1 protein-coding gene is annotated in these 1491 nt (G+C 41.3%); it reads right to left on the bottom strand.

Annotated elements, in window-relative coordinates:
• Nucleotides 1-13 precede the first annotated feature (13 nt).
• Complete coding sequence (locus tag Q0940_RS17000) at nucleotides 14-1387, bottom strand: IS4 family transposase (RefSeq protein ID WP_299271132.1); 1374 nt, start codon at nucleotides 1385-1387, stop codon at nucleotides 14-16.
• Nucleotides 1388-1491 lie beyond the last annotated feature (104 nt).

Below are 1491 nucleotides of genomic sequence, written 5' to 3'. Positions count from 1 at the left end.
AGCTGTCTCTTGATCACAAGTCAGATTCAAGAGACTTTGCTAATTCATAGCCTTCAAGGATGGTTTGTAACTTAAGCCATCCTTGCCATATCACTTTCACTGATGCACGCCCTGTGCGCTTAGTATCTTTCCATCCACCTAGCTTTGCGAGCTCTTGATAAGCCCATTTCATATCTGGAGCACTATCAGGGAGCTTTGTTTTTATCCTTTTTAGCCACAGTAATTTCCAAGCTTTTGCGGATAATACTTGTTCACAGCTTGGGTTATCAGGAAGTGCATTGGCGAATTTTAGTTGCAATATTCGTGTTGCTATAAAACCATTAATAGTAACTAGTCGCTCCATATTATCTGGGCTTTGCAATCGTAAACTCTCTATATCCGTGCCGTCACTTTTCCACACCTTGTGAAACTCCTCAACTAGCCACCTATATTCGTAATAACTAATAATCGCTAACGCTTCTTCTTTATTCGTTACTGGTTCACTCGTCAATAAATGCCAGTTTAAATCGCTATCAGGACTGTTTTTTTCGGCACAGCCAACGTAATAAACAGGCAGTGATTGTCCTTTTTTATTGTATGGTACTTTTAACGTCACAGGAGCAAACGTAATATCAAGTCTGACACTTCGTGCTTTTCTTCCACCTTTTTGTGCAATATCTATCTGTTTTGAACCTGCGCTACTTAGCTCACTTGCGAACGCATATAACTTATCTTTACCCTCTTCAATGTGGCGACTTTGCATTGAGCGAACAACGAAACGCTGCCCCTCTGTCAGTTTATATTGCAGGTATTCATATATATCCGCTTCACGGTCACAAACTGAAACAACGTTCGACATCTGCGTTTTAAGTCGTTGAGCCATAGCTCGTGATGCAGACTCCCATTTATAACCTTCTTTTTCTTCGTAAGGTGTAGTCGCGTGTTTTTCTCTTTTCCCAATGGTGTTGATGTCACGATTCCAACGAGACTGCTCAATTAACCCGACAACTTGTTTCGCTTTAGGTGCGAACAACAACACACTATGAGCTAACATACCTCGTTGGCTTTTACCTCGTCCGACATGGCCTAATTCATTACGAATGGACGAATGTTTGTAAACCAGAGTGGTAGTGTCTTCTAGCGCAAGTAAGAGATCATGAGATTTCGCTTGCTCTGCAGTAACTTGAAACCCTGAATCAGCTATAGCATTCGCATCTACATTGTTGTTACGGATAAAACGATAAGCCCCTTCCATATCAGCGGGAGATTGAGTGATGTTCACAAGAGATTTTCCTGGCTCATTAGCTAATGTTGATGCTAACTTTACCAGACGGGCTGTTCTTCTGGGATCGCCTAAATCCGAATCGCCAAATTGTTGCTCTGCCCATTGATTATGTTCGTTTATCATATGCGTCTCCAAAATAGGTTTGAAGATCTGATCACAAACAAGGCAATTAGTTCAAAAAAAATCCCCGCTAATTACTAGCAGGGATTTGTGTATAAGAGACAGCT

The sequence above is a fragment of the uncultured Psychrosphaera sp. genome (assembly GCF_947500655.1).
Classification (GTDB): Bacteria; Pseudomonadota; Gammaproteobacteria; order Enterobacterales; family Alteromonadaceae; genus Psychrosphaera.
The sequence above is the reverse complement of the archived record's forward strand: the minus strand, read 5'-3'. Positions and strand labels throughout refer to the sequence as shown.

Bases quoted from the DNA above. Each gene is read 5' to 3' on its own strand.
- Q0940_RS17000 (WP_299271132.1), bottom strand. From the start codon at position 1,387: ATGATAAACGAACATAATCAATGGGCAGAGCAACAATTTGGCGATTCG.